The following is a 24,030-nucleotide window of genomic DNA, read 5'->3' on the forward strand; positions in this document are numbered from 1 at the left end:
TAAAATAGGTCTGAGACCGTAAGTCGCAGTAAATATGAGATTAGATAAAAATAATATTCGGGAGCGCATCAAAGATACAATGATGGATACCTTGAAAATGAGCTTTGTAGAAAACGACAAAAATACAATAGAAGTAATAATGCCCGTAGGACGTCACAACTGTCAAACAATGGACGTATTACATGGTGGGGCAACTATTGCACTGGCCGAAACCGCAGCCGGAGTAGGATCAAACCTTTTGTGTAAAGACGATGAAGGCTGTTTCGGTATCCAGATAAGCGCAAACCATATATCATCGGCAAAAATAGGCGAAGTAGTAAGGGCTATCGGCACTCCTGTGCATATCGGCCGTTCGACACATGTATGGGATGTGGAGGTATTCTCGGACTCGGATAACCGCCTCATTTCAAAGATAAGTGTAACTAACTTCGTAGTACCTCACAGAAAAAAATAAGGCCAAGCACCTGTTTATTTATCTACTAATTATCAACTGTTTGCCCTTCGATATTCCGAAGGAGTCATCTGCTTTGCTTTCTTAAACACTCGGTTGTAATAGGGTACATCTCTGAACCCCGAAGCGATACATACTTCGGCAACAGATTTAGAGGTTTTCAGTAACATCTGGCACGATGCTTCTATCCTGTAATCGGTCAGAAACGTAAAGAAAGACTTACCCGTCATTTTCTTAAAGAAAACACAGAAAGCCGATTTTTCCATCCCTGCGAAACGGGATGCTTCATCGAGTGTGATATTATGTTGATAATTATTCATCACATAGAGGTATATACTTTGTTTCCTCTTCATGTTTTTATCCTCTATAACCGGACGTCCGACAATGTAAACATTATCGGGCACAGCTATCAGGCATAATATACGGATAAGCGAAGATATTCTTTCGGCGGGAGTTTCTGTGATCATAGACATCATTGTGTTTTGGAGATCATACAACACTTGACCTTCGAAAGATACAGCATTATTGTTGTCCGATATTTTATCAACAGTATCCGAAAGAATCGGAAAGACATTGCACAGTTCAGCCAGCATACGACGGGAAAAAGTGATGGTAATATTTTCGATCTTGCCCCTATCGTCACAAATATCCTCATCAAAAGACCAGCAATGCGGAATATTGGGTGGTATAAGTATAATTTCGCCTTGAGAAAATGGTTCTATCATATCACCGATAACCCTGACACCTCTCCCCGTAATCACATACGATATTTCCCACGAATCCTGCTGATGCAGGTTTATCTGATTATCCCACGTAATATGCACATGATCGAAGAAGAAATAATCTCTGTTTTCTTCCACAGCAAGGGTGTATCTTATATTTTCACTCATAAATATGTTTTATCCAAATATAAGACAATAAAAATAAAAGATAGAACAACCTCTGCATCAACCTTAGTCTTATATTTGCAATCAAAGATATTATAACTTTTTATCAATTCAATCATCAGATGAAACAATCTATAAGTTTAGCCGAATCCAAACCACACTACGAAATACTCGACGGACTACGCGGAGTTGCCGCCGTAGTAGTCGTTTTATTTCATGTGTTCGAAATTCACTCTCATGGCGACCACTCCGCTCAGATAATCAACCACGGATACCTTGCCGTCGATTTCTTCTTCCTGCTTTCGGGATACGTCATCGGATATGCATATGATGACCGTTGGAATAAAATGACATTGAAAGATTTTTTCAAACGTCGTATCATCCGTTTACAACCGATGATTATTATAGGTTCTATAATCGGGGCTTTGCTTTTTTATTTTCAGGATTCTCCCGCTATGGGCTGGAATATCAGCGAAGTACCTGTATGGAAAATGCTGTTGGTGATGCTTATCGGCTGCACCCTTATTCCGGTAAGTAAAGGTTTGGATATCAGAGGCTGGAGTGAAATGCATCCGCTGAATGGCCCTGCATGGTCTCTTTTCTTCGAATATATAGCCAATATATTATATGCTTTGGTACTCCGTCACTTATCTAAAATCGTACTGGCAGTTTTGGTAGCTGTTGCAGCCGGATTTACCATTCAGTATGCACTGACCAATCCCAATGGGGATATTATAGGCGGATGGACAATAGACGATCCATTGCAATTGCGAATAGGTTTTACCCGTCTTGCATTTCCATTTCTCGCCGGATTGTTACTGGCTCGTATAGGAAAACTTCGATATACAAAAAACGCATTCATGGTTTGCGGTTTACTGCTTGTAGCCCTGCTTTCTGTTCCTCGTATAGGAGGGGCCGAAAGCATGTGGCTCAACGGCCTGTACGAATGCTTTTGCCTGATAGTTATGTTTCCTCTGATCGTGTGGCTCGGTGCAGGAGGTAAAATTGAAGGACAAAAAGCATCGAAAATATGCAAATTTCTGGGAGATATATCGTACCCTATCTATATAACCCATTATCCGCTGGTTTACGTCTATATGGGATGGGTTGCCAATAACGGATATACTCTCGAAGAATCGTGGATCGAAGGCTCTCTGGTTGCTGTAGCTGCCATAGGCGTAGCTTATCTGTCGATGAGATTATATGATATTCCGGTAAGAGAATGGCTGCGTAAACGTTTTTTGTAAGCTCTTAAACATGAAAATATCCGATGAGCTGGCTATCGACTTCTACTTAAAAGCTGATAGCCTGTCTCCATACAGCTATCATACAACGATGAAAGCCCTCAGTTTTATCGAACGAATACCGAGGGCTCGTAAAATTGCGGATATCGGCTGCGGTACAGGCATTCAGACAGTAGCACTATATGAAGGGACACAGACCCGAATTGCCGCCATTGATTTCATTCCCGAATTTATAGAAACGCTGCAATCCGAGCTTAAATATCAAAAACTAAATGAGTATATTTATCCTGTATTTTCATCGCCATATGATCTTCCATTCGAATATGGCGAACTGGATATTCTGTGGTCTGAGCGTACAGCTTCTGAAATAGGGTTTCAATACGCAGTAGAAGAATGGAGCAAATATCTGAAACCTGAGGGTTATATGGCTGTATGTGCATATTGCTGGCTGACTAAAAATAAGCCTGAAGAAATCTTGGATTATATGAATGAGATAAATCCTGATATTATCTCTATTGCCGAAAGAATAGACCAGATGCAGCAAGCCGGGTTTCTACCCGTAGCTCACTTTATAATGCCGGATGAATGCTGGTGGAATTACTTTTGTCCGTTGGAAGAAAATTTTGACAGCTTCCTGAAAAAGCATAAAAACAATGCTGATGCCTTGCAATTGGTTCGTAAAATAGATAAAGAAATAGACCTCTACGAAAAATACAGCGAACACTATGGGTATGTATTTTTTATAGGTAAAAAAGTATGCAACTGATAAATGATATAATAAAATGAAAATAGACCACCTTGCAATATGGGTCGAAAACCTTGAAATGATGAGGCAGTTTTACCTCACATATTTTGATACGGTTTGTGGCGAAAAGTATTTTAATCCGAAAAGGAATTATACTTCTTATTTTATTTCTTTCGGAAATAGCGGTTGTCGTATAGAACTCATGCTTCAACCAAATATCATTGAAAATAAAGAAGATAGAGGATTAATCAAGGGATTGGCTCATTTTTCGATCAATGTAGGCAGCAAAACGACCGTGGATAATCTGACAGAACGTCTTCGTGCAGATGGCTATATTATAAAAGGAGAACCACGCACTACAGGTGACGGATATTACGAAAGTGTAATTTTAGACCCCGAAGGCAATTACGTTGAAATCACCGATTAAAAGCCTGCAACCGGCTCTTTTACGCAAAAAACAGCAAAATTAATTGTGCGGTTATAATGCGGATAAACATAGTCATCGGATACACCGTTGCATAAGCAACAGCAGGCTCATCGCCCTCTACAGTTGTACTGGCATAATTGAGAGCCATCGGGTTTGCCATACTTCCGCAAAGCATCCCTGTGGTTTTGGGATAGCTCAACCCGAATATCTTCATAGCCATTATACCGACTATAAGTACAGGTATGACGGTCAGCGCAAAACCGATCCCCACCCAGATGAGTCCTTCGCCCTGAAATACGGTTTCGAAGAAATGCTCTCCCGAATCCAAGCCGAGACAAGCCAGATATACCACTATCCCTAATTGGCGCAACATCAGATTGGCACTTTGAGTCGTATAAGTAGTTATACGGAAACGAGGCCCGAATGCCCCCATGAGTATTCCCACAATAATAGGACCTCCTGCGATGCCTAATTTAACAGGAACGCTCACTCCCGGAATAGGAATAGGTATAGCTCCCAGAATCAATCCTAAAGCAATACCTATAAATATAGCGATAAGATTGGGATTCTTTAAGCGAGCCAACTCATTACCTAGTATTTTAGCCACATTATCAACCGAAACTTTCTCTCCTACAATGGTAATCTTATCACCTATCTGTAAGGCCAGATCGGGGGATGCCAAGAGGTCGATACCCGCACGGTCGACACGTGTTATATTGATTCCGTATAGATTTCGGAGACGCAATGCTCCGAGTTTTACACCGTTAACTTTGCTTCGGGTTACGATTATACGTCTCGAAACGAGGTGGCTGTTATCGATATGATTCCAGTCTATGTCTTCTTTGTTCCAGTCTACTTCTTCCTGTTCACCAAAAAGGATTTTGATATTTTCCACGTCTGATTTCACAGAGATAATCAATATGTGGTCATTCAGTTCCAATGTAGATTCGGATGTAGGTATAGTTACTTTGCCATCACGCCAGATACGTGAAATTACAAATTTCTTAGGAGACAATCTCATTATTTCCTTGATGGTACGTGAAGCTATTGCCGGATTGGTAACCATAAATTCACCGACATACGTGCTGTTGTCTTTCTTTTCCCTGCTGCTTCCATCGGGACTTTTAGGTACAAAACAGGCTCTCATAAACGCAATAGCCAATATAACGCCCACCACTCCCAACGGATAAGTAACGGCACACGCCAAAGCCATATCGGCAATGCCTTTGGCATTGGTTGGGTCTATCTGCCGCAATGTCTGCTGAGCTGCACCCAGTGCCGGTGTATTGGTTACGGCTCCCGACAATATCCCCATCATATTGGGCATCGAAATATGAGTGGTTGCCGCCAGAATTATGGCTGTAACCAAACCGATAACCACTACTGCTATCGATAGCATATTGAGTCTGAATCCTCCTTTTTTAAGCGAAGATAAAAATCCGGGGCCAACCTGAATACCTAAAGCATATACAAAAACAATAAGCCCGAAGTTTTGGGCAAAATAGAGCATGTCTCTGTTGAGATCGAGTTTGAAGTGCCCGACTATAATGCCTGTGAAAAAGACGAAAGTAATCCCCAGCGAGATATTAAATATCTTGATTTTACCTAATTGCAATCCTATAGCAGAAATCGCAGAGATGAGAATGACCGTCTGTATCATCGACGGTTTGAAAATGGCATCTAATAACCAGTCCATAACGAGTTTTAAATTCGGCGCAAATTTATTACTATTAATTCTAATTCTAGCATTTTGCTAGTGAATCTTTTATCTGTTTATATTTTTTATGGATCGTTTTTGCATTTAAGGCCTCAGACCTTTCTATTAACTTTACAATAATAATAACAAGAGTTGGTTATCACTTTAAAATATATCATTAAATACTTTCTAATATTTAATTAGAACGGAACAATACTATATATGTTCATGGTGATATATTTGGTGAATTATCCACGATGCTCGAATAAATAAAAGCTCAAATACTATACACAAATAGAATAAATATTTATATATTTACAAAACAATCAACTATTAAGGGTTGTTATATCATTAACCAATAAGCTATTACTCTGAACACTAATGAGGTCTCAGACCTATTTATTCTATTTTATGAGGCATTTCTCGCGACTCGGCAAAGCCAAAATAAATTTTGCATATGCTTTCGCAGTTTGAAATGTTGACTTTGATAGCATAACAGCAAGAGTCTGTTGTCGCTTTAAAACAGATCATCAGATACTTTCTGTTATTTATAAAGCCTTAGTTTCGAGATAATATATACACCATCTAATACACATTTATTATGAAACCTTCAAGTTGTTTGTTTTTGAATGTTTTGTTGGCAGTATTCTTTCTCTCCTCTACGTTTCCTTTATCGGCACAGGACGATTCGGTCATTACCATCAGCGGAATTGTAAAAGATCAGAAATCGAAAAAGAAACTCGAATACGTAAATATATCAGTACAAGGGACTAACATCGGAACGGTAAGTAACAGTGACGGTGAATTTACTCTCAAAATACCAGCCCGATACAAATCGGACAACCTGCTGTTTACCCATCTCGGATATAATAATCACCTGTACCCTATCGGCGGTAAAAGCATCGAAAATGAAACGTTTATGCTGACATCCGACAGTCAGGTTCTCGACGAAGTTGTTATCCGGTCGGGCGATCCTCTTGCAATAGTAAGGGAAGCCGTCAAAAAAATCGACCTGAATTATACTAACTCACCAACTATCTTATCGGGTTTTTACAGGGAAACCATACAAAAAGGAAAGAGATACATTGATATATCCGAAGCCGTGATGAACATATACAAAACATCATACAGCCAGAATACGGATAACGACGGTGTACAAATATACAAAGGACGGAGGCTTTTAAGCCCAAAACCAAGTGACACGCTGAGTGTCAAATTACAAGGAGGACCTAATCTGGCGATATACGGCGATATTGTAAAACAGCCTTATCCTTTGCTCGATGAGGAATCGCTTCCGCTTTACATGTTCAAGATGGAAGACCCTGTAACTATCAACGAACGCCCCCATTATACAATCAGGTTTACACCTCAGGCTATAGCCGAAATACCATTGTATACAGGCAATATATACATCGATCAGCAAAATCTGACCATATCACGTGTCGAATACAGCCTGAGTATGGATAACAGGGACAAGGTGACCCGCATCATCCTTAAGAAGAAACCACCGAAATTGCGTTTTAAACCAAACGAAGTCTCATTTGTCGTTACATACAAGACTTTGGAAGGTCGCAGCCGGATCAATTATATACGAAACCAGATAAGGTTCAACTGCGATTGGAAACGCCGTTTGTTCTCGACTTCCTATACCGTTATTTCGGAACTGGTAGTTACAGACAGTAAACCATTGGATATGAAAAAAGCTCCGAGTAAAGAATTTTTCAAACAAAACCAGACGTTATCGGATAAGATAAGTAATTTTTCGGATCAGAATTTCTGGGAAGCCTATAATATTATAGAACCGACCGAATCGCTCGAATCGGCGGTTGTAAAACTAAAAAAGCAATATAACGAATAAGCCTGAAGGCTTGTAGACTCTGTAATAGTAAATAGTAGAGAAAAAGGATGCCGGTCGATTTTTATCGTGGCATCCTTTTCTTTTCAAAAAGTCAAATATATATAAGTGTGAATGAAGAATCTACACTATTTTATATTAATCTTCCCAATCGGCTATCATCTCCTGCCTATCATACGAATAGGCACTAAAATAACCTAATGCTCCTCCTGTAATGTTACTTGTTGGATTATTGTTCGATTCATTTATTCCGTCAAGAGTATAAAAGTAGGTATATGCACCTTTATCAATACTTTGTAATTCTATTTTTATTCTGTCTCCTTTCTTAATCTCTTCGTCTTCTAATTTTTTCTCATCAGGAAATAACATGTTAACATACTCTATACCATCACTTCTGTCCATCGATTGCGCTTCGTATGTACAAGGTATGTATTTATTATTGATATAAAGTTTAACCCGATAATAATCATTGGTAGTTCCGACCGGATCTTTGAAGTGTACTCTTGGCAACCAATAGTCAAGTACTTTAAAGTCAAACATACTCAGCGAATCAATCTTAACCACAGGGGGCATTTTAGATGTAGAAGTGTATGTCTGTTCATCATAAAGCACTGTGAGTTTATAGGTTCTGCCCTCAACCCCTTTCAGAGTTTTAGCAACATACCATCCTGTACTGTTTAATAATAGCGTTTCGGTATTTCCTGCATCATCACTGATCTGTATACTGGCTCCTGTAATAGGTTCGTATACATTATTATCATTAAAATCCTTGGTTTTGGTAAGTTTTACTTTTGCAATAGAATCTTTAACCACCAATCCTTCGATAACCAATCGGGGTGTAACCGAGTTAAGGTCTACATCTATTTCTTTTTCGCAAGATGTAAGTATTGCTGTCATTAATAATGCAATGACTATGAGCGGTATATTTATTATTTTTTTCATAATGTTTTACGATTTAGAATTTAAAATTCCATGAAACGGATGGCACAAAACGGAATAAGGCATACTGATAAGCTGTTGTCTTATCCGGATCATCGTCATTCGTTCTGAAATCAATCATATAAGCATTTTCACGTCCGTATGCATTATAAAGGCTGAATACCAGCTCGGATGAAAATTTTCGGGTCTGTTTCAGTTTGCATGTAGCACCTAAGTCGAGGCGATGGTATGCAGGTGCACGGTATCCGTTACGCTCAGCGTAATACATCACATCTTTTCCGTCAATCTGGTATTTTCCGCTTGGATATGTCAGGGCATTACCGGTATAATAAACCCATGCTGCGGACAACGACCATTTTTTATTCAGGTCGTACATACCTACTATCGATATATCGTGTGTCCGATCCTGATATGTATCGTACCAACGGTCGTCATTAATACCGTTTATCTGCTTTTCCGATTTGGATAATGTATAGCTGATCCATCCTGTCAAACGTCCTTTCTTCTTTTTCAAGAGCAATTCTACACCATACGCACGTCCTTTACCTGCAAGTAATTCGGTTTCTATAACATTATATCCTTCAAAATCGGCATTATCCACAAAATCGAGCTGATTTTTAAGATGCTTGTAATAACCTTCCACACTAAATTCGTATGCATTGTCTTTGAAGTTGCGGAAATATCCTAATGAATACTGGTCTCCGATCTGAGGCTTTACATTATTCGAACTCATTGTCCAACGATCGTAAGGTGTACCTGTGGCAGAATATGTCAGCAAGTGCATATTTTGTGTCGTGCGGGCATAAGCAGCCTTTATAGAAGATGATTTATTGAGTTTATAGGCTACTGACAGACGAGGTTCGAGATTGATGTATGTCTTAACTACATCTTTCGATCCATACCATGTACTATCCGTTACATTCCGATTATCATCGAGTGTATAATATTCGCCCTTCCCCATAGCTGAAAAAGCAGATAAGCGTAGACCGTAAATCACTTCGAATTTATCGGACAGTTGTACCTGATTCGACAGATATGCAGCATTTTCGAGTGCATAACGGTTATGCAGGTTTATCTTTGAGGTGCTTCTAGCCAGATCTCCGGGATTTAAACGATGACGGGTTGCCTGTACACCGAATTTCCACGTATTGGTTCTGGTAGGAAGGAATACAAATTCCTGTTTGAAACCTAAATCCATAATATCTGCTTCAGCATCCATATTTGTACCAAAATCGGCATGTGCGTTATATTGATATTTATTATATGTAAAAGTTGTTGCCGAACTCCATTTATTGCTAAATACATGACTCCATTTCAGAGCAGCTATCTGGTTACCCCAATCTGTATTAGCGGCATCTTTCAATACCATTTTATCTTTGCCGAAATAGGCAGAAAATGTAAGCTGATCTTTGTTTGAGAGCCAGATATTTGCTTTCGCATTCAAGTCATAAAAATACAGATAAGCATCTGTAGCTTCTTTTACTCCTGACATACGGGCAATGGCATCCGCATAGGTACGACGCGCTCCGACTATAAATGATGATTTACCTTTCTGAATAGGTCCTTCGAGACTCAGTTTAGATGAAATAAGCCCGATTCCGCCTGTTACACCTAACTTTTCAATATCTCCGTTACGTTGCTGTACATCAAGTATAGAAGCCAAACGCTCTCCATATTGTGCAGGTAATGCACCTTTATATAATACGGCATCGCGCACAACATCCGAATTGAATGTCGAAAAAAATCCCATCAAGTGCGAGGCATTATATAAGGCAACGTTATCGAGCAGAATAAGATTCTGATCAACAGAACCTCCTCTTACGAACATTCCGCTGCTGCCATCACCTGTCGATTTTACACCGGGCATCAATTGCAGTGATTTTATAATATCACGTTCTCCCATCAGCACCGGCAGCTTATTTATTTCCTGAATATCAATACGCTCTACTCCGGTTTGAACAGCGGTGACATTTTCGTCTGCCTTACGGCTGCTGACAACTACCTCATTCAGGTTTACGGAGGAGGAAGACAATGATATATTCTTCTCCAGATTTTTATCTACGGTAATTTTTATTTCCTGCGTTTCATATCCGACATACGAAACCAACAGCGTATATTTGCCGGATTGTAATGTGATCGAGTAAGAACCGGAGACGTCTGAACTGGTCGCTTTCGAGGGAATTTCCTTTATCCCGATAGGAACACCGGCTAAAGTCTCTTTCGAATCCCGATCCATAATAATACCTTTAATTGTGAAACTCTCTTTCTTTTGGAGTACAGTAGCAAAAGAAATGCCCCAACCTATTAAAAGCAGAAGAATCGTTAGTGATAAAATACGTTTCATTTATGTGTTGTTTAATTATTTATGAATAGGTATAACCTAAACTTTCTTTATATGAAAAAAACGGGCTTTATTGTTGACGCAAATATATGAAACATCAAGTATACTTTTTTCGATATTGAGACGAAACACATCTTTATTGAGACGAAACAGTCATTTTAACAGGTAAAAGACAAAAGAAGATGTAGCGGCAGATAAACCACTACATCTTCTTTAAAAAAAACACTTTAACCGGTCTCTCCTTCAAAATCAACCGGCCATAAATACTTCTATATCGTCTTCAACATTTGTAATACCTCCGATACCGAAATTTTCGACAAGCACTTTCGCTACATTCGCCGATAAGAATCCGGGAAGAGTTGGTCCGAGATGGATATTCTTCACACCCAGATGCAGTAAAGCCAGTAACACAATTACAGCTTTTTGTTCATACCATGCAATATTATAAACAATGGGCAGGTCGTTGATATCTTCGAGTCCGAATGCTTCTTTCAGTTTCAAAGCTATTACAGCCAGTGAATAACAGTCGTTACATTGTCCGGCATCCAAAACACGGGGTATGCCACCTATATCGCCAAGCGGCAATTTATTGTATCGGTATTTAGCACATCCGGCTGTAAGTATAACGGTTTCTTTAGGTAATGCCTGAGCAAAGTCGGTATAATACTGACGGCTTTTCATACGTCCGTCGCAACCACCCATCACAAAAAATTTCTTGATGGCTCCCGATTTTACGGCATCGATAATTTTATCGGCAAGAGCCAACACCTGAGCATGAGCAAACCCTCCGATAATAGTACCTTCTTCTATTTGGTGAGGAGCCTTGCATGTTTTAGCCATTGCTATGATTTCCGAAAAATCTTTAGGCTGTCCGTCTTTACGTTCGGCAATATGTTTTGCTCCGGTAAGTCCGGCGGCTCCCGTTGTAAATATTTTACCGACATATGATGCAGATTTAGACGGAGGAACTATACAGTTGGTTGTAAACAGAATAGGTCCGTTAAAATTTTCGAAATCGCTTTTTTGCTGCCACCATGCGCCTCCGTAGTTTCCTGCAAGATGTTTGTATTTTTTCAATTGAGGATAATAGTGAGCCGGCAACATTTCGCTGTGAGTATATACATCTACTCCTGTACCTTCGGTCTGAATAAGCAATTCTTCAATATCACGCAAGTCGTGTCCGCTGATAAGTATACCGGGATTTTTACTGACACCTATATTTACTGTAGATATTTCGGGATTCCCGAATCGACCTGTGTTAGCGGCATCGAGCAATGCCATAGCCTGTACTCCGTATTTACCGGTTTCGAGAGTAAGAGCAATAAGCTCATCAGCTGTAATATCTTCACGGGTAATTTCAGCTAAAGCGTGCTGCATGAATCTGTATAATTCATCGTCTGTTTTTTCGAGGTTATAAGCATGTTCGCCATATGCAGCCATCCCTTTCAGCCCGTAATGTATCAGTTCTTTGAGAGAACGCAGGTCTTCGTTTGGTTCGTGAAGAACACCTACAGTTTTGGCTTTGTCCATAAATTCGTCATCCGATCCGTTCCATGTCGCAGCATCCGGCAGATTAGATTTATCGTTCAGCTTTTCAAGCAAGCTATTACGAAGCTGTAATCCTTCTTTTACTTTAACTTTCAAAGCTTCAAAATCGAAATTTGCATTAGTGATGCTCATAAACATGGCATCTATAACAAACTTATCTGCTACGGGAGATGTCTTGCCTTCTTTTCGTAAACGGTCGTTAACAATAGCAACGCCCTTATTTACAAACAACAGCAGATCTTGAATATCCGATACTTCGGGAGTTTTTCCACATACTCCTATAACTTCACATCCTGTACCTTTGGAGGTTTCCTGACATTGATAACAAAACATGCTCATAATTATATTTTTAAATTATTGATAGTTTTTTAATTGATCACAATGCAAAGCTAGAGAATGTATAATAGCTAAAATGTATCATATGTTACACTCTGTAATTTCTCTTCCCAAAAAAGCAGAACACTAAAAAACAAACGAATTTCTATATATAATAATATTTTCATAGCAGAAGAACAACTAAATCTCTCTTTTCGGACAATTATATCAGAATATTATATACTTTTGAATCAAAACACATTTTAAACAAAAAAAACGCGAACGATGAAGAAACTTTATGTAATGACAAGCTTATTACTAACTATCAGTATAAGTGGATTTGGTCAATACAACAATTACAAACTCGAAAACTACGTCAACCCGACTTATAAACGCAAGGCTTTGGATCTGGGCTTTAGTACAGCGGGTAATTTCCAAAAAACAACGACAAACGAAAGCAATAATTACGCCGGAAACCTTAGTGCTGATTATAAATCCATTGCAAATTCGGAAAAGATTCAAGAGCAAACCCAATTATCACTAATGGGGACAGCTTCTCATTCAAGCATAGACAACAGTAAAGCGACTAATGCTTTGACCTCTTTTTCGGTAGACAGGCAAGCTTTCCATTTTATGGATAACAAGTTGTTTTTCGAAATCTCACCTAATGGATACGTCAATTATAATTATGCTAAAACCAAGAGTACCCAAAATATTGACACCCCTCCATATTCTTACACAGCAGAAGATAAAACGAATAAATTCCAAGCTTTTGTTGCCATAAAACTCGGTATCGGTAAAGGACGTATCGAAAATGTTACAGATGCTCGTCAGGCAGTTTATATCCTCGAAGAATTAAGTAAGAAGGGCATTATAAAACAAACACTTACTGACGAAGAAGTGAATGCTTTTGCGAAACAAATATCTCTTGTAAAAAACAAGCGTAGCTTTGATCCTCGATTAGCATTAATAGACGAAATTTCAGTTATCGACTCATTTCTTGTAGCGAATAAATACATCGAAAAAGACAATTCGGCAATATACTTCACCTCACTTTACGACAAGTGGATGTATGGAGACCGAGATTTGAGAGAATCCGGCTCTTATTTCAAAGCTGGTATCAATCCGATATACAATTATGTAGATTATCGTATGAATGGTAATTCTTCAAATTCAAACATATTCTCAGCCTCATTATATCTTGATTATCGGAACGAAAAACCTCTAGACCTAAAGTGGCAACGCTCTATTTACGCAGGTATTTCGAGTGGATATCAAAAAATCAGTTTTATGGAGGATGGCTCTATCAATTCGTCTATCGAAGCATCATATGCACTGGGCTATTACATGAATACACGTACTTATGTGCAAGGTAAAGCAAGCCAATCTTTAACATGGAACAGATATAGCGGCAACCCGAAACAAGATATTTTGTTCTCATATACTTATGCGGGTGTGAATGCTTATTATTACCTGTCTCCCCAATTACGGCTATTCGGAGCGGTTGGTCTCGACTATCAATTTCGACGTTACACACAGCATAATGATAACCTGCACGACAAGTACCCTCACACAACATTCAACTTCGGACTGACTTACGCTTTATTCTAATATGAATAGTAAATAAAAAAGGCAGATTCTGAGAATCTGCCTTTTTTATTTATATAAATTCTTGAAATCCGCTCAAAAAATACGGTATCCTATATTCAGAAATAAATTTCGATTATACACCTCATAAACACGGTCGATGTTGACCATACCGAAATCGTATCCAAGATTAACCGAAACTTTCTTATATTCAGCGCCCAGCAATGCAGTTAATCCGGCATCCAGCCGTTTCCAATCGTCCTTACCAAAAACATCTTTCTTGGTTTTAACCACATTTTCCTTAGCATCAACCTCATCCATTGTAGCTTTTCCGCCTACACCATAAGCCAGATACGGACCTGCTGCAATATTGATCGACAGGTTATCATTCAGATCAAATTTATATCCCGCATACACAGGCACTTGCAAATATATAGCATTAACCGAAACGCTCTGATTACCAACAACCCATCCGTTACTCATATCCATCATATAATAATCAATGATCTCGGTATTCCTGTTTTCGGCTTTGTATTTCGCTCCTTTCGACTCGAAAATCAATCCTGTCTGAAAAAACAAATCCGAAGGCAATACATATTCCGCATATATACCAAACTGATAACCGACCTTCATATCACTAGTCGTATTCTCATCCGAACCGACATATACATTCGATAAACCAGCTCCGGCTTTAAGCTGTAAAGCCCAATGTGGTTCTTTTTCCTGAGCAAAAAATACCATTGTACAACATAAATACATTATCGTACACAACCACAATCTATACTTCATCATTATTTTATTCTGTTATGAGTTGTTTTTAAAAGCCCCAGACTTTTTTTGATTTATCTCCAAGTATTACAATCATAGAAAGTTATCATCTCGAAACACATCATTAAATACTTTTAGTTATTTAGTAACTCTTTAAATTTTCCACAAAATGCACTTGCTATAAACATCTATTTCTTTTTCGCTCATTTACAGGCTCTTTCTGCCTGATTTTTTCACCTTTTCTCAACTTAAATAGCCCGCTATTACCGTTTCGAAAAAAATAAAAATCGATTGAAAAAGAGCTATGAAAATCAATACGAGCAAAACTTAGGCTGTTACTTAATTTTAAGACGCAGTAACATATAATACGTTGCTTTTCTGTTTTTTATTTTTTGCAAACTTACACAAAATGCACGATTTACAAGCTAACGGTATAAAAATATAGAATAAACTCAGCTAAATTGATTACAACTGTAAAAAAGACAAACACTAAAATGTAAAGATATTTTACATTACGAAAATAAGCACAAAACACATCCACCTGTAAATAAGCAAATTACAAAACATGGCACAGCTTTAGCATATTTATTTATGACATAAGATGATTTGTGTTGTAACGTTTTTCGATCAAACACAGTCATATTGATAGTAACGAAAAGAAATAAAATAAACTCATATACAGCCATTATGAAATGCAAATTAACTTTATTAGTTGTTTTAGGAATATTCTCAGGGTTATTAACCGCTCAGAATATTAAGCTATCGGGACGTGTTGTAGACAAATCAAATACTCAACCTATCGAATTCGCCAATATTTCATTACTGAAAGACGATTCGACATTTGTAGCAGGTATCTATTCTGATATAGATGGTCGCTTTTCATTCAACAATGCTGTGGGCGATTACCTTGTATCTATCTCTTATATGGGCTATCAGACATCATATACTCCGGTAAAACATCTTACCGATAACAAAGATCTGGGAGATATCAATATCGAACCATCTTCGGTGATGCTCGACGGTGTAACCGTTACCGCTCAATCGGTAATAAACAAATCGGATCGTAAACTGATTACTCCTTCGGGTGAACAGGTAAAAACATCTGCCAACGGATTCGATTTACTAAAAAAGCTGCAACTGCCGCGTATCGAAGTAAACCCTCTGACAAACGCAATATCAACTACCGGAAACGGAGAAGTGCAACTTCGTATCAATGGAGTGAAGGTTACCAATGCCGATGTGCAATCATTAAAGCCCGAAGATATTATCCGTATAGAATTTCATGACGATCCGGGAGTTCGTTACGGAAATGCTGCCGCTGTAATAGACTACATCACCAGAAGAAGTATTTCGGGTGGAAATGTCAACGGCGATTTCATGAATAATCTGAGTGATGGACTTGGTTTCGCTGAAGATAATCTCTCGGCAAAATACAACAACAAAAAATCCGAATTTTCGGTAAACAGCTATTATTCGTATCGTAAAATAAACTGGGTGCAAGCCAATAACGAATCGTTTGTATTCCCCGATCATACAATAAACCGTGAAGAAATGGGAGACCCAACCTTATTTAAGGAAAGGAATTCAAACACATCACTCAATTACAGCCTGATGGATAAAGACAATTATTTTTTCAATGCTACATTCCGTTACAATTACAGTCACTCGCCCAATATGTACAGCGACCGTAACAGTAAACTTTTGACATCTGATAATAATATTCCTTTAATAATCAGCGATCACTCTACAGAAAAGACTAAATCGCCTGCACTGGATCTGTACTTTCAAAAAAATCTGAAAAACGAACAGCTGCTCATATTCAATGTGGTAGGAACATATATTGATGCTCATAATACACGTCTTTATCAGGAACACAGAGAAAAAAACGCTGTAACTGACATCTATTCCGATATTTCGGGTAGCAAATATTCACTGATAGCCGAAGGTATTTACGAGCGTAAAATGGGAGACGGCAAACTTACATCGGGACTGAAACACATGCAGGTCTATTCAAATAACGAATACAAAGGCACAACCACTGCTGATGTATCAATGAAACAAGCCGAAACATATGCCTACAGCGAATATCAACTGAAAAAAGGAAAATTCACCTATATGGCTAACATTACCGCTGTAAGATTTTATTACAGCCAGGCTGCAAAGAGTCAGGAAAAATACAGCCTTCAGCCATCGGCACGTATAACATACAACCCGAACGACAACCTGTACTTCCGTTACAGATTCAATATGTGGAACAATACCCCTTCTCTGTCAGACCTTAATAATGTAGAACAGGCTATCGATTCGTTGCAGATACGGAGAGGAAACCCTTATCTGAAAACCGAACAAACATACAACCATACATTTACATCGGGTTATAACAAAGGAATCTTCGGTGTGGAGCTTTTCAGCAGATATAAATACAACAGTGATCCTATTATGGAGTCGGTGTTATTCGAAGACGGAGTATTTGTCCGCACAAACCAGAACCAAAGGTCTCACGAGCATTTGCAAGCCCAGATATCGTTCAAGCTGAAACCTCTGAAAGATCACCTGACCATCACTTTCGCTCCGGGTATCAATCACTATATAAGTAAAGGTCTCGATTATACGCATAAATATACCAACCGATTCTTCAGATTAAGTGTCGACGGTTCGTATAAAAATTTTACCGGATCGTTCAACTATTATTCACCCTGGGATTATTTCTATGGAGAATCGCTCAACAACGGAGAACGGATACACATGGCAGGACTAGGTTACAGCAAACCCAAATGGTCGGTAATGATCGGAGCATTCAACCCTTTTGGCGGACATTATAAACGTGAAAATGAAAACTGGTCGGATCTGAATCCCGTAAAATCAAGAATATCAACCGGAAGCCTTACACGTATGTACACAATCAAATTCACATTCAACCTCGACTTCGGACGTAAGTTCAGCGGCGGCGATAAACGAATCAATAACAGCGATACTGATTCGGGCATCATGTCGGGAGCTAAAAAATAAATAATAAAGAAACACCTTTTCTTTCATGGATCAGCTCTCAGACCTGCTGTTATTTACTGTGTAAGATTACTTACAAGCTGACTAACAAATCCATCCGGCGGCAGCAAGATTTCCCTTACATCTTGCTGCCGCTTCTTTTTTTATCTATACTAAAAGTACAGATATGAAAGTAACATCAGTATTCAATCGTAATGTCGACGCCTACAACAAAGGCGTGCGTGTTATCGTCAACAAAGGATCCACCCGTTCGTCAAAAACATGGAGTATATTACAAGCTTTGTGTTTAATCGCAGAGGGCTCCCCCTCCCCACTCCTTATTTCAGTTGTATCGGAATCGATGCCCCATCTCAAGAAAGGCTGCATCAGAGATTTTGAGACAATGCTCCGAACAGAAAAAAACTGGAAGCACGGAGCATGGAATGCCACCGACAAAATATACCGGATAAATGATTCGGTGATCGAATTCTTTTCGGCTGATCAGCCCGGAAAAGTACACGGACCTTCCCGTGATATATTGTTCGTCAATGAATGTATCAATATTCCTTTCGAAACATATCGCCAGCTGGCCATCCGTACACGTAAAACTATTTTTATAGACTTTAATCCATCTTACGAATTTTGGGTAGATGACAAAGTTCTGACACGTCCCGAATCGCTGCTTATACATTCCACATACAAAGACAATGATTATCTGACACATGCGCAGCTTTCCGAAATAGAATCGAACAAAACCGACAATGAATGGTGGCAGGTATACGGACTCGGACAAACAGGATCGAAAATAGGATTGATCATGCAAAACTGGGAAATAACAGACCAATTGCCCGAAAACTACAAACAACGCTGGATAGGCATGGACTTCGGATTTACCAACGACCCCACAGCTATCATCGACATACGTTTGTCAGAAGGTATATTATGGATGCACGAACTGCTTTATGCAAAAAATTACGACAACATAATGATATGCAACCATCTCGAAAACCTGCAGGTTCCCCACTCCACTCCCATTATCGCAGATAGTGCAGAACCCAAATCGATCAGCGAAATACGTAATCAAAAATGGACGATTGAGGCAGCAAAAAAAGGGCCGGACAGCATTCTGGCAGGATTATCTATACTCAACCGCTATCCGAAACGGATAACACAGAGCAGCACTAACCTTATCTCCGAATTTCGTAATTATCGCTGGCAAACAGACATTTCGGGCAATCCGCTTAATATTCCCTGCGACCGCTACAACCATGCCATAGATGCCATTCGGTATGTCGCACTGAACAAGCTGTCTCAGAAAAGTGGTTTCGACTATTTTGTAAACAAATAAAAACTGCACACAATAGCCCTATATGAGCAATTTATAACATTCTATATATTTGATTTACAAGACTTAAAATCCGTTTGCATTTTTTAAGAAAATATTTTCGCTGATATAAATCATTTATAATCAATATACTTAATCAATAAGATAAGATCTATTAAGAGAAAATAACTTTTTGCGTTTTGCATAGCTGATTTACAATACATATATTTGTTTATCCCGTTTTTTAACAAAAAGGTTTAAGACCTCTTAGACCCTAACAATAAAGTTACCAGATGCAGATAAAAAATATTTCTACAAGACTCACGCTAGCACTGCTATGTATAATCATAGCTATTTCGGCAGTTGACGCAAAGAATAAGAAAAGATCTTCAGCTAAAACATCATCAAAAGCAAAACGCGAACTTGTAGAAACAAAAATAGGCATCGAAATCCCCAAAGACAGTACCAACCAAAAACTAACATCGTTATACAACGAAGCCATGGACTGGTTGAAAACTCCGTACCGCAGAGGCGGAATGAGCAGTAGAGGAATGGACTGCTCGGGACTCACAGGGACTATTTATAAAAATGTATTCGGGGTTACATTGCAACGCAGCAGCAACGATATCTCAAGAATAGATGTAAATGATGTTTCGAAAAACGAACTGAGACCAGGAGACCTAGTATTCTTCTCTACCTCACGAAGAGGTAAACGAGTGAATCACGTTGGAGTGTTCCTCGGCAACAGACACTTCATCCATGCATCTACATCGAATGGAGTAATTATCAGTAGTCTCGACGAAGCCTATTATCAGCGCACATGGGTAAAAGGTGGACGGGTAAAATCAGCCACAGAGAAAACTTCTTCAGAAGAAATACCAACAACTTAACAGTTGATACATAAAAATAGAAGAAAACGGTTCGTTAATCGAACCGTTTTTTTTCTTTTATTCCCAACTTTCAATTATATTCGCATCTTGTTGATATAAAACCAAGCGGGAAACCTCGAAGAATAAGTGAGATTGAGAGTTATACTTGGAAAATCAAATCGTATCCGTTAGAATAGTAACATAGCCCATAAAAGGTCTGAGACCTCAGTATATTTTCGAGTCGTAGCCTGCACCAATTGCGTTACTTTCAGAGGTAATAAATAGGTTTACGACCTTAATGATAAGACATAATGCAAAAAGAATTAGAAAAAAAAGCACAGGATATCAACGATAATTGTCCGATTATTATAGACCAGACAATCAGACTAGACAGCTGTGAGGTTTTACCCGACAATACGCTTCAGTACAACTACACATTTTTGTTTATCGATGCGACAAAGATAGACCGGAATGAATTTAAAAGCGAAATGAAAAGTACGCTTTTATACAATCTGCAAAATAATGACGAACTCAAACGATTGACGGAAAAAGATGTAAGTTTTGTCTATTCCTGTCAGGACGAGAACGGAAAACCGCTGGGAAAACTGACCATCACTCCCGATGATTACAAAAATCCGGTGGCAAAACCAGATCTCAGAACAACACATTCCGGTAACGGCAACGTGGAGAAGGTGCTGAAAGAAATGGTAAAAAAGACCAAACAACAGCTTCCCCTATTTACCGAAGGCAGCGGAATAAGCCTTATAGACTGCAAAACGTACAACAAAACCCTCGAATATACAACAAAACTACTGAACGAAGATGCCTCGCGTTTCGACAGCATCTACTTCAAATCCACCAATACCCCTATAGTTGTAGATACGCTAAAACACAATCCCGAGATGAAATACCTCTCCGAACACGGTGTTAGCATTCAATATGAATATCTGGATAAGAATAACAAGTACTTATGTACGATAACGATACTGCCTGAAGAATATTCATTATAATATCACAGAAGTTTTTTTTACTGCAAGTAATCAGCATTTTGAACAACAACATTTTTTTAATTAAAACAGTAAAACAACATTTGTTATGAGAAAAAACTTTTATTTATTATGTGCCATAGTCATGTTATTAACAGGATGTTCGGATAGTAAAAAAATAAATCCGATGCTGAAAGCAACATCCGAAGAGGCAAATAAACAGTGCCCAGTTCAGATTGATCTATCAACCATCTTAACCGGAACGGAAGTTCTTCCCGGAGATGTTTTGAAGTACAATTATAAACTCACCACCAAAAAAGAAGTCACCGATACGGTTATGGCAAAAAAAGTATTCAAAAACAGAATACTCTATCAAATTAAAAATAATGCAGACCTGAAACCTCTGCGAGACCTGCACACCTCTTTTCTTTACTCATACAAAGACACCAATGGCAAACAACTGTTTCAGGTGGAAGTAACATACGCTGAATATTCAAAAGATAAAGAAAAAGATAATCGTTCCGATCAGGAAATATTAGCGGAAATCATACCTGAAAATGTTTGGTTTAATAAACTGCTGCTGCCTATACAGATGGATGAAATAACATTACTTGCCGAATGTAATTTTGCAGCACCCGACACTATAGAAATGATCTATGATCTGGACGATTCGAAAATATCTTTTACTGAACAAAATCTTCCGATGTTGAAGGAATATCTCAGTAAAGCACAAAGAGCAGACAAGGCATCAACACAGCTGATGGACAAGAATGTAATATTCAAACATATCTATCGAGCGCAATCTGGAAAAACATACGAAGTCTTAATCACACCCACCGATTACAAATAAAGAGTTCAGAATTTTTCACCACCTATCGGTAAGCAAAAATATCTTATCAGACACGTCTGTAAGACAAAACAGAAAATGGCTGTTCAATTGAATTTGAACAGCCATTTTTATCAAAAAAACATGATATATAAAGAAAAAGACACCATTTCTGAAAGATTATATATAAATTCGCTGAAAGCGGAAATTCCGATAAAAAATTACAATGGATATATTTATTATATTACTTCTTATATTATTAAACGGATTGTTCTCGATGTCCGAAATAGCAATCATATCGGCACGAAAATCAAAGTTATTGAACGAAGCGAAAATGGGTAATCCAAAAGCAATGGCAGCCCTCAAACTTTCGACCGAACCCAATAAATTTTTATCTACCGTACAAATAGGTATTACCCTGATAGGCATAGTTACCGGTATTTATTCGGGAGATGTTCTCACCAAAGACTTTATGCCATTGTTCAATATATTCGGACTGTCACCTGTTACAACCTACTATGTCGCACAAGGCACTATTGTAATTACAGTTACATACCTGAGCATTATCTTCGGAGAACTTGTACCGAAACGTATAGGTATGAGTCTGGCTGAGAAAGTGGCAAAACTTGTTGCCCGCCCCATGACAATACTTTCGCATATAGCATCACCTTTTGTCTGGATACTTTCAAAAAGTACATCTTCGATCTTCAATATTCTTAATATCCAGGACAAGGATAATAAAGTGACCGAAGAAGAAATAAAATCTATGATCAAAGAAGGAACGGAAGACGGCGAGGTTAAAAAAGTGGAACAGGATATTGTCGAACGGGTATTTACTCTCGGCGACCGTACCCTCGAATCTATCATGACACACCGCAGCGAGATTGTCTGGCTGAATACAAGTATGACTCCGGAAAAGATCAATGATACCGTACAAAACAATCTTTTTAATGTATATCCCGTAGCTGATCACAATCTCGATGATATATCAGGGGTAGTATTCCTGAAAGATCTGTTCGGAAAGATACAGCAATCCGGATTTAAGCTCGAAAGCGTGATCCGCCCCTGCCAGTATTTCCCCGAACACATGGACGTGTACACCGCCCTCGACCACATGAAAAGCAGCCACGTACATTATGCGCTTATCTGCGATGAATTTGGTGGAATAGTGGGTATTATTACCCTCAAAGATATTCTGGAAGCATTAGTAGGAGCAATACCCGACGACTACGAAGAGCCCGAAATCGTTGTCAGAGACGATGGCAGCTGCCTTGTCGACGGACAATGCCCCTTCTATAATTTTCTTTTATATTTCGATCTCGGCAATCTGTATTTCGAGAACGAATATAATACCATCAGTGGTTTGATTCTGGATCTTTTGCAACACATCCCCATTACCGGCGAGAAACTCGAATGGAATAACCTGATATTCGAGATCGTAGATATGGACGGGGCTCGTATTGATAAAGTTCTGGTTAAGCACAAACATCAAATCGTGACACAAGAGAATTAAGTTACTTCAGACTTTCGATTTTTTCAGTTATCAAGGTATCAGACCTTTTTATAACTTTGGTAAGTAAAACAATCAAAGTCTGTTATAAACTAAAACACATCATTAAATACTAGATGTTACTTACTTAACTTCATCATTCTGAGCCAACCAATGGTTTACTCCCTCTTGCTCGACAGTTATGCTATCGTGAAATCTTCCGACTTCGAGAACAACCTGCACATTACGAGGAGACACAAACCGATTATCGGCAGTCTTCACAACTAATTTCTGACGGCCATGACGTTCGACAGTGAACCATTTCCCATCCAATTTAAATTTATCACTCTGAGAATCTGCGACTTTAAAGTCAACAGGCTGCCCGTCAACCAAAATCTGGCTGATCCACCAACAGGTTCCTTTTGTCGTAAAAACAGCCGAATCCCCGTCAGCTGTCAAACTTGCTTTCTTCTGAGATAATTGTATGTTATCTATCTCCCTCAAAGAAGAAAGTCCTTTTGTAAGTTCGGAATTCCATGATACTGACCCTAATATAAATATCCCAAACATAAACGAATTCAGATATCTTCCCTTCATAAAATAAATAATTTTAGTTAAGGTCACAGACCTTCTTTGTTACTTATAGTAAGTACAAGCGCAACAGAACATTAATCTTTTAAGAAACATTAGTAGAGACACTTATCCTCACTTAATTATTACAGAACAGACTCTTGTGTTATATATAAGA

19 protein-coding genes are annotated in these 24,030 nt (G+C 38.6%); 12 read left to right on the forward strand and 7 right to left on the reverse strand.

Annotated features, from left to right (window positions below; translation table 11 throughout):
• Positions 1-34 precede the first annotated feature (34 nt).
• A complete protein-coding gene (locus AABJ51_RS07480; RefSeq protein WP_338375182.1) occupies positions 35-454 on the forward strand; it encodes a PaaI family thioesterase in 420 nt (139 codons plus the stop codon).
• 32 nt (positions 455-486) lie between these two features.
• On the opposite strand, the gene AABJ51_RS07485 is transcribed toward AABJ51_RS07480, so the two are convergent.
• Positions 487-1,341, reverse strand: a complete 855-nt coding sequence (locus AABJ51_RS07485; protein ID WP_338375184.1) for an AraC family transcriptional regulator — start codon at positions 1,339-1,341, stop codon at positions 487-489.
• A 119-nt stretch (positions 1,342-1,460) separates the two neighbouring features.
• On the opposite strand from AABJ51_RS07485, the gene AABJ51_RS07490 reads away from it, so the two are divergent.
• From AABJ51_RS07490 to AABJ51_RS07500, 3 genes are read left to right on the forward strand one after another with little or no spacing between them, the layout of a single operon-like run.
• Positions 1,461-2,585, forward strand: coding sequence for an acyltransferase family protein (locus AABJ51_RS07490; RefSeq protein ID WP_338375187.1), 1,125 nt, complete (start codon positions 1,461-1,463; stop codon positions 2,583-2,585).
• Positions 2,586-2,595: 10 nt separating this feature from the next.
• The gene (locus AABJ51_RS07495; protein WP_134436458.1) at positions 2,596-3,348 is read left to right on the forward strand and encodes a class I SAM-dependent methyltransferase; all 753 of its coding nucleotides are present in this window, start codon (positions 2,596-2,598) and stop codon (positions 3,346-3,348) included.
• Between the two features lie 16 nt (positions 3,349-3,364).
• Positions 3,365-3,754 (forward strand): VOC family protein, encoded by a 390-nt coding sequence (locus AABJ51_RS07500; protein ID WP_134436459.1) that lies wholly within the window; start codon positions 3,365-3,367, stop codon positions 3,752-3,754.
• A gap of 19 nt (positions 3,755-3,773) precedes the next feature.
• Here the strand turns inward: AABJ51_RS07500 and AABJ51_RS07505 are convergent, their stop codons facing one another.
• On the reverse strand, positions 3,774-5,450 hold the full coding sequence (locus tag AABJ51_RS07505; protein ID WP_338375196.1) for a putative transporter: 1,677 nt from the start codon (positions 5,448-5,450) through the stop codon (positions 3,774-3,776).
• A gap of 601 nt (positions 5,451-6,051) precedes the next feature.
• Here AABJ51_RS07505 and AABJ51_RS07510 point away from each other — a divergent pair.
• Positions 6,052-7,308 carry a carboxypeptidase-like regulatory domain-containing protein gene (locus tag AABJ51_RS07510; RefSeq protein WP_338375200.1) on the forward strand — a complete coding sequence of 419 codons (1,257 nt, stop codon included), beginning with the start codon at positions 6,052-6,054 and terminating at the stop codon, positions 7,306-7,308.
• 135 nt (positions 7,309-7,443) lie between these two features.
• Here AABJ51_RS07510 and AABJ51_RS07515 read toward each other — a convergent pair whose 3' ends face one another.
• The 3 genes from AABJ51_RS07515 to hcp form a co-directional block, all read right to left on the reverse strand.
• The gene (locus tag AABJ51_RS07515; protein WP_321577264.1) at positions 7,444-8,247 is read right to left on the reverse strand and encodes a DUF4249 domain-containing protein; all 804 of its coding nucleotides are present in this window, start codon (positions 8,245-8,247) and stop codon (positions 7,444-7,446) included.
• Between the two features lie 13 nt (positions 8,248-8,260).
• Complete coding sequence (locus tag AABJ51_RS07520) at positions 8,261-10,588, reverse strand: TonB-dependent receptor (protein WP_338375203.1); 2,328 nt, start codon at positions 10,586-10,588, stop codon at positions 8,261-8,263.
• 246 nt (positions 10,589-10,834) lie between these two features.
• Complete coding sequence (gene hcp, locus AABJ51_RS07525; protein WP_338375206.1) at positions 10,835-12,472, reverse strand: hydroxylamine reductase; 1,638 nt, start codon at positions 12,470-12,472, stop codon at positions 10,835-10,837.
• A 261-nt stretch (positions 12,473-12,733) separates the two neighbouring features.
• Here hcp and AABJ51_RS07530 point away from each other — a divergent pair, with 261 nt between their 5' ends.
• On the forward strand, positions 12,734-14,059 hold the full coding sequence (locus tag AABJ51_RS07530) for a hypothetical protein (protein WP_338375209.1): 1,326 nt from the start codon (positions 12,734-12,736) through the stop codon (positions 14,057-14,059).
• Between the two features lie 72 nt (positions 14,060-14,131).
• Here AABJ51_RS07530 and AABJ51_RS07535 read toward each other — a convergent pair whose 3' ends face one another.
• Positions 14,132-14,827, reverse strand: coding sequence for a porin family protein (locus AABJ51_RS07535; protein WP_338375212.1), 696 nt, complete (start codon positions 14,825-14,827; stop codon positions 14,132-14,134).
• Between the two features lie 663 nt (positions 14,828-15,490).
• Between AABJ51_RS07535 and AABJ51_RS07540 the strand changes: the two genes are divergently transcribed.
• The 6 genes from AABJ51_RS07540 (at position 15,491) to AABJ51_RS07565 (ending at position 23,306) form a co-directional block, all read left to right on the forward strand.
• The gene (locus AABJ51_RS07540; RefSeq protein ID WP_338375216.1) at positions 15,491-17,812 is read left to right on the forward strand and encodes a TonB-dependent receptor; all 2,322 of its coding nucleotides are present in this window, start codon (positions 15,491-15,493) and stop codon (positions 17,810-17,812) included.
• 163 nt (positions 17,813-17,975) lie between these two features.
• The gene (locus AABJ51_RS07545; protein WP_338375219.1) at positions 17,976-19,136 is read left to right on the forward strand and encodes a PBSX family phage terminase large subunit; all 1,161 of its coding nucleotides are present in this window, start codon (positions 17,976-17,978) and stop codon (positions 19,134-19,136) included.
• A 269-nt stretch (positions 19,137-19,405) separates the two neighbouring features.
• A complete protein-coding gene (locus tag AABJ51_RS07550; protein WP_051290874.1) occupies positions 19,406-20,002 on the forward strand; it encodes a C40 family peptidase in 597 nt (198 codons plus the stop codon).
• Positions 20,003-20,292: 290 nt separating this feature from the next.
• Positions 20,293-20,991, forward strand: a complete 699-nt coding sequence (locus AABJ51_RS07555) for a DUF8479 domain-containing protein (protein WP_321577265.1) — start codon at positions 20,293-20,295, stop codon at positions 20,989-20,991.
• Between the two features lie 85 nt (positions 20,992-21,076).
• Positions 21,077-21,817 carry a DUF8479 domain-containing protein gene (locus tag AABJ51_RS07560; RefSeq protein WP_338375224.1) on the forward strand — a complete coding sequence of 247 codons (741 nt, stop codon included), beginning with the start codon at positions 21,077-21,079 and terminating at the stop codon, positions 21,815-21,817.
• A 202-nt stretch (positions 21,818-22,019) separates the two neighbouring features.
• Positions 22,020-23,306, forward strand: coding sequence for a hemolysin family protein (locus AABJ51_RS07565; protein WP_338375227.1), 1,287 nt, complete (start codon positions 22,020-22,022; stop codon positions 23,304-23,306).
• 120 nt (positions 23,307-23,426) lie between these two features.
• Here AABJ51_RS07565 and AABJ51_RS07570 read toward each other — a convergent pair whose 3' ends face one another.
• Positions 23,427-23,879, reverse strand: a complete 453-nt coding sequence (locus tag AABJ51_RS07570; RefSeq protein ID WP_338375230.1) for a hypothetical protein — start codon at positions 23,877-23,879, stop codon at positions 23,427-23,429.
• Positions 23,880-24,030 lie beyond the last annotated feature (151 nt).

The sequence above is a fragment of the Indolivaga capnocytophagoides genome, assembly GCF_036511535.1.
In the GTDB taxonomy this organism is placed as follows: domain Bacteria; phylum Bacteroidota; class Bacteroidia; order Bacteroidales; family Dysgonomonadaceae; genus Dysgonomonas_A; species Dysgonomonas_A capnocytophagoides.

Bases quoted from the DNA above. Each gene is read 5' to 3' on its own strand.
- AABJ51_RS07480 (WP_338375182.1), top strand. From the start codon at position 35: ATGAGATTAGATAAAAATAATATTCGGGAGCGCATCAAAGATACAATG.
- AABJ51_RS07485 (WP_338375184.1), bottom strand. From the start codon at position 1,341: ATGAGTGAAAATATAAGATACACCCTTGCTGTGGAAGAAAACAGAGAT.
- AABJ51_RS07490 (WP_338375187.1), top strand. From the start codon at position 1,461: ATGAAACAATCTATAAGTTTAGCCGAATCCAAACCACACTACGAAATA.
- AABJ51_RS07495 (WP_134436458.1), top strand. From the start codon at position 2,596: ATGAAAATATCCGATGAGCTGGCTATCGACTTCTACTTAAAAGCTGAT.
- AABJ51_RS07500 (WP_134436459.1), top strand. From the start codon at position 3,365: ATGAAAATAGACCACCTTGCAATATGGGTCGAAAACCTTGAAATGATG.
- AABJ51_RS07505 (WP_338375196.1), bottom strand. From the start codon at position 5,450: ATGGACTGGTTATTAGATGCCATTTTCAAACCGTCGATGATACAGACG.
- AABJ51_RS07510 (WP_338375200.1), top strand. From the start codon at position 6,052: ATGAAACCTTCAAGTTGTTTGTTTTTGAATGTTTTGTTGGCAGTATTC.
- AABJ51_RS07515 (WP_321577264.1), bottom strand. From the start codon at position 8,247: ATGAAAAAAATAATAAATATACCGCTCATAGTCATTGCATTATTAATG.
- AABJ51_RS07520 (WP_338375203.1), bottom strand. From the start codon at position 10,588: ATGAAACGTATTTTATCACTAACGATTCTTCTGCTTTTAATAGGTTGG.
- hcp (WP_338375206.1), bottom strand. From the start codon at position 12,472: ATGAGCATGTTTTGTTATCAATGTCAGGAAACCTCCAAAGGTACAGGA.
- AABJ51_RS07530 (WP_338375209.1), top strand. From the start codon at position 12,734: ATGAAGAAACTTTATGTAATGACAAGCTTATTACTAACTATCAGTATA.
- AABJ51_RS07535 (WP_338375212.1), bottom strand. From the start codon at position 14,827: ATGATGAAGTATAGATTGTGGTTGTGTACGATAATGTATTTATGTTGT.
- AABJ51_RS07540 (WP_338375216.1), top strand. From the start codon at position 15,491: ATGAAATGCAAATTAACTTTATTAGTTGTTTTAGGAATATTCTCAGGG.
- AABJ51_RS07545 (WP_338375219.1), top strand. From the start codon at position 17,976: ATGAAAGTAACATCAGTATTCAATCGTAATGTCGACGCCTACAACAAA.
- AABJ51_RS07550 (WP_051290874.1), top strand. From the start codon at position 19,406: ATGCAGATAAAAAATATTTCTACAAGACTCACGCTAGCACTGCTATGT.
- AABJ51_RS07555 (WP_321577265.1), top strand. From the start codon at position 20,293: ATGCAAAAAGAATTAGAAAAAAAAGCACAGGATATCAACGATAATTGT.
- AABJ51_RS07560 (WP_338375224.1), top strand. From the start codon at position 21,077: ATGAGAAAAAACTTTTATTTATTATGTGCCATAGTCATGTTATTAACA.
- AABJ51_RS07565 (WP_338375227.1), top strand. From the start codon at position 22,020: ATGGATATATTTATTATATTACTTCTTATATTATTAAACGGATTGTTC.
- AABJ51_RS07570 (WP_338375230.1), bottom strand. From the start codon at position 23,879: ATGAAGGGAAGATATCTGAATTCGTTTATGTTTGGGATATTTATATTA.